The sequence below is a fragment of the Dietzia sp. Cai40 genome, from assembly GCF_014145165.1.
In the GTDB taxonomy this organism is placed as follows: Bacteria; Actinomycetota; Actinomycetes; order Mycobacteriales; family Mycobacteriaceae; genus Dietzia; species Dietzia natronolimnaea.
This window is the reverse complement of sequence record NZ_JAALEB010000208.1, coordinates 1-4446: the sequence shown is the minus strand read 5'-3', so window position 1 is coordinate 4446 and position 4446 is coordinate 1. Positions and strand designations below refer to the sequence as shown.

Annotated in this window: 4 protein-coding genes and 1 pseudogene; 3 read left to right on the top strand and 2 right to left on the bottom strand. The window is 69.7% G+C overall.

The window, feature by feature from the left end; genetic code table 11:
- Together G6022_RS08840 and G6022_RS08835 are read right to left on the bottom strand one after the other, a co-directional pair.
- Positions 1 to 824, bottom strand: an 824-nt coding sequence (locus G6022_RS08840; protein ID WP_182691392.1) for a PspA/IM30 family protein, incomplete at its 3' end; no start/stop codon positions are given.
- Positions 825 to 889: 65 nt separating this feature from the next.
- Positions 890 to 2341 carry a hypothetical protein gene (locus G6022_RS08835; RefSeq protein ID WP_182639338.1) on the bottom strand — a complete coding sequence of 484 codons (1452 nt, stop codon included), beginning with the start codon at positions 2339 to 2341 and terminating at the stop codon, positions 890 to 892.
- Positions 2342 to 2754: 413 nt separating this feature from the next.
- Between G6022_RS08835 and G6022_RS08830 the strand changes: the two genes are divergently transcribed.
- The 3 genes and pseudogenes from G6022_RS08830 to G6022_RS08820 all read left to right on the top strand — a co-directional run.
- Positions 2755 to 3447 (top strand): hypothetical protein, encoded by a 693-nt coding sequence (locus tag G6022_RS08830; RefSeq protein WP_182691390.1) that lies wholly within the window; start codon positions 2755 to 2757, stop codon positions 3445 to 3447.
- A gap of 128 nt (positions 3448 to 3575) precedes the next feature.
- Positions 3576 to 4103: an NUDIX domain-containing protein gene (locus G6022_RS08825; protein WP_182639507.1), complete on the top strand. Its 528-nt coding sequence runs from the start codon at positions 3576 to 3578 to the stop codon at positions 4101 to 4103.
- Between the two features lie 34 nt (positions 4104 to 4137).
- Positions 4138 to 4446: pseudogene (locus G6022_RS08820) on the top strand (hypothetical protein); the annotation flags it as partial.

The window sequence follows — 4446 nt, the reverse complement described above, 5'->3', positions numbered from 1 at the left end:
GTCGCGGCGTCCGCGGAACCGTCGGCCCCGGCGCCCTCGGGCAACTGCCGGTCCGTGGCGCCACCCGCCCTGGCACCCTCGACCGCGGTGCCGCCACCGCTCAGCCCCATGGACGCCCGGATCTGCTCGAGCTTGCTCCTGCCCTCCGACTCGCGGGTGAACGCGGCGGCGTCGAGCTGCGCGCTGGACGGGGACCCCGTGGCCTCCGCGAGCTCCTGCTTGCCGAGCGCCGTGGTGTAGCGACCCTCGATCTTGGCGCGGATCTCGTCGAACGTGGGCGAGTTGCCGCCGCCGACCCCCTCCAGCGAGGACATGGAATCGACGGTCCGGTGCTGCATCTCCGCCTGGGTGGCCTGGAGCAGGAGCTGGTCCTCCTGCGCGAGCGTCTCGCGCAGACGCTGGTCGGACTCCCTGACCGCCTGCTTGGCCTGCTCGGCGGCCTGCACCGCCTGCCCGTGCAGCTGTTTGGTGTTCTCGAGGTCCTGCTCCAGGGTGACCATCCGGCCGGCCAGCTGCTCGGCCTGTGCGTCGAACTGGGCGGCGCGGGCGGTGTCCCCCTCGGCACGCGCCGACTCGGCCACCTGGAGGGTCTGCCGGATCTGTCCCTGCACCTCGTCGAGCTGCCGCGACTTGGTGCCCATGGCGATCTCGAGCTGCTTGGCGTTGCCGATCACGGCGGCTGCCTGGTCCGTCACCGACTTGTGCTGCTGGCGGGCGTTGTCCATGGCCTGGCGGACGAGGATCTTGGGGTCCGCGTTGTCGTCGACCTTCTTGTCGAGCGAGGCCTTGAGGTAGTTCCAGCTCTTGGAGAACGGGTTCGGCATGGCGGGGTCCTTACTCTGTCGGCACCGGCGGGCCCCGGACCGGCAGATCGGTCCGGGGCGTGTTCCTACCTCTTGACGGTACCGAGCAGTGCGGCCACGGGCAGCGCGGTCCGCGGCAGGTAGGGCTGGCGCCACAACCCTCCCGAGGCCGCCCCGTGGGACTCGTGCTCCCACTGCACCCCGACGTCCGGCCGTCCCACGTTGAGGTCGTGGACCATCAGCGCGGCGAGCAGGGCGGCGGAGGTGTCGGGCGCGAAGATCTCGATGCCGAAGGCGTAGGCGCCCTTGTAGGTGGCGGCGAGGATCTTGTTCTTGGTGACCGAGTGGGTGTCGGTGGCGGGGGCGACGTTGATCGAGACGGTGTGGCCGTCGGCGAACGCGGTGGTCGCGCGCCACCGCTGGACGCGCTTGGCCAGCGTGTAGTTGGGGCCCTGCTGGGGGACGAGGGCGTCGTGCACCGCCGGGCCGTGGCCGGCCGGGTAGTTGCGGGCGAAGACCTTGCCGCGGGCGACGGAGCCGACGAGTCGCTTGACGTCGGTGATCTTGCGCGCCGCGAGCGCCGCGTCGGAGGCCTCCCGCACGTCCGCGGGGACGACGAAGGTGTCCATCGGGGTGGCGAGGTAGGCGAGCGCGTCGGCGGTGTTGTCGCGTAGGAGGTCGACGACGAGGGCGTCCGCGGCAGAGGAGAGCTGGACGTGGGTTCCGCCGTCCGCGTAGAAGTAGCTGCCCACGGTGAGCGGTGCGGGGGCTGCGGCCCTGGCCCACGCCGCGAGTTCGGGGAGCTGGGTGAGCAGGTCGATGCCGGGGCGGCCGTCCGGCCCGGTGGGTACGTGAAGGCGCCCCGCGAACGTCGAGGCCTCCCCGCGGAAGCGATCCCACGCGGGGCTCGACGGCAGGTCGACGCCCATCACGTCGGCACCCCACTGCAGGAGGCGGCGAGCAGGTCCCATCTCCGAGCCGAGGCCCAGGACGAGCATGGCGCGGCCGGGCAGGGAGAGCCACTGTGGATTGTCCTGGACGAGCTTCAGGGCGTCGGCGCAGCTGGGTTCGATCACACCGGCCGCCACCCACTTGTCCAGCCGGGCGCGCAGGAGGTCGCCGGTCAGTTCCTCGCCGCGGAAGGGGATGGACAGCTCGCGGACCGGGGTCGCCGTGCCCTGGATCGTGTCGGTCGTCGGGGTGTTGGTGGGGGCGACGACGGCGAGGTAGTCCGACATCGGGGTCTCCACGGTCTCCCCGTTCGCGTCGTGTACCCCGACCATGCGGGACTGCAGCGACTCGAGCGCGGCCCGCGCGACACCGTCCCAGGCCGCCGGGTCGGACACCCCGGCGCTGACGAGTTCGGTGAAGGGCTCGATGTAGCCCTTACGCCAGTCCTTGATCCGGTGGACGCGCTCGGAGGCCGCCGGGTCCACGGTGGTGAGTGCGTCGGCGACGACGTCCTTGGCCAGCCGTCCTGTCGAGCGGTTCCCGGACGAATCGGTGGGGAAGAGGACTCCGGTGGTGCTCGATGCCATGACGCTCCTGATGATCGGGGACGATGCGAGGTTAACCTCAACTTCGGCCGGAATGTGTTAGCTCAGCTGGCTCTCGGGCGCCGCCATCCGAATATGTGATTAAACTCACCTGACGGGCAATTGCCAGTAATTAGTTAAAGCAAGTTTATTTCTTAATATTTACATATGCCGAGGTCGTGGGCCGAGAAGGTCAGTGTCGGGCCCGATTTGGCGTCTAACTGCGAGGTTGGCCAACCGCCCATCGTCGGCGTGTTGCTGTGTCATAGAAGAGCGTGGTGTAACAGCCCTGAGGATTGCATCGATATGGTGATGACACGATCGAACGGCGGGTGGTCAAGACCACACGCCGGGCCGGCGGGCAGGGGGAGATTCCGAATCGCCGCGTCGTCAACGACAACAGGAAGGCAATTCCTATGAAGAACTCCAAGCGGATGATGGCCGTCATCGCGGCCTCCGGACTCGCGCTCGGCTCCATGCCGGGTGTGGCCAACGCGCAGGGCAGTGCCGAGCTCGGGGTGGACCTCGGCGCCGCTCTGGGCTCCGGCGAGCTCGCGCTCAACCTCGGCCTTGCTCTCGGCTCGGATGCGGCCGACCTTCCCGATCCGGGCACTCTGCCGTCCGGCTCCCTCGCTGAGCTGACGGAGCCGGGTGGGTCGCTGGATCCGGACACCGGTTCGCTGGCGGAGCTGACGGAGCCGGGTGGCTCGCTTACTGCGCTGACCGGTTCGCTGGCGGAGCTGACGGAGCCGGGTGGGTCGCTGGATCCGGACACCGGTTCGCTTAACACCATCATCACGGGTTCCGTCGATGCTCTTCAGTCCGGTTCCGACAACATCGGCTCGGGCGACGTCAACCTCGGTTCAATCATCGAGGGTTCCACCGGCACCGGCACCGGCTCTGACGCTGCGGACCTCGCAACGCTCGGCTCGCTGGCCGCAGTCGGCATCGGCGTCGGCCTTGCCGTCTCCGGTGGCGTCAACCTGCCGCCGCTTCCCGAGATCAACGTCGGCCTCGTCTGCAACCTCCCGCCGGAGGCCATCGACTTCCTCAAGGACAACGGCTCCATGGAGCGCGACGAGTGCGAGCCCGAGGACCAGCAGAACTGAGGTTCTGCCCCTCCACGCTGACTGAGTCAGCGACCGGATAGCACTCCGCGAATCCCCCGTCGACCATTCGGTCGGCGGGGGATCCGTCATTTCGGTCGGCAGGCTCACCGGCCGATACGCTCACCGGTATGGCGACCCCCGACTTCGTGCTCGAACTCCGCAAACACGTCGGCAGCGCCCCGCTGTGGCTCGCCGGGGCAACCGCCGTCATCCGCCACCCCGCCCGCGAACGGATCCTGCTCGTCCGACGCAGCGACAACGGCTGGTGGACCCCCGTCACCGGCATCATCGACCCCGGTGAACACCCGGCCCACACCGCAGTGCGCGAAGCACGCGAAGAAGCTGCCGTGGACATCCGCGTCGACCGACTCGCCTCCCTCGGCGTCTCCCGAATGGTCACGTATGCCAACGGCGACCGGGCGCAGTACATCGACCACACCTTCGCCTGCACCTACCTCGACGGCGAGCCGCACCCCGCGGACGGTGAGAACACCGACGTCCGCTGGTTCGCGATCGACGACCTGCCCGACATGAGCCCGCATATGCTCGCGCGCATCGAGGCTGGCCTGGCCGACGAGGAGCGCACCCGCCTCGCGACCGCCACCGAGGGCACGAACGCAGAGGGCGCCACCGCAGAAGGCGCAGCCGCCGGATAGGGGCCCAGTCGTAGGTCCAGCCTAGAATCGGGTCATGTCCGCCGACCGCCTGCGCGCCGAGGTCCCGCCCGTGGTGACCGCGGTCGTGGGAATCGTGGTCGCACTGGTCAGCGGCGTGTTCGGCATCAGTGCCCACGGCCTGGCCGCCGGTGCAGCGGCGGGTCCGCCCACTTCGGGGCAGATCCTCATGGTCGCGGCCGCCAGCGCCGGTGTCGGGGTGGTCACCGCGGCCCTCGCCCGGCATCGGTCACCGATCCTCACCTCGGCGGCCGGACTCGTCGCCGGTCAGGGGGTCGTCCACCTGGTGCTGGCCTCCGGGCATTCGCACGGCGCGGCCGGCCCG

What these genes read in the sequence shown, in the direction of transcription:
- G6022_RS08835 (WP_182639338.1), bottom strand. Translation starts at nt 2,341, where the DNA reads ATGGCATCGAGCACCACCGGAGTCCTCTTCCCCACCGATTCGTCCGGG.
- G6022_RS08830 (WP_182691390.1), top strand. Translation starts at nt 2,755, where the DNA reads ATGAAGAACTCCAAGCGGATGATGGCCGTCATCGCGGCCTCCGGACTC.
- G6022_RS08825 (WP_182639507.1), top strand. Translation starts at nt 3,576, where the DNA reads ATGGCGACCCCCGACTTCGTGCTCGAACTCCGCAAACACGTCGGCAGC.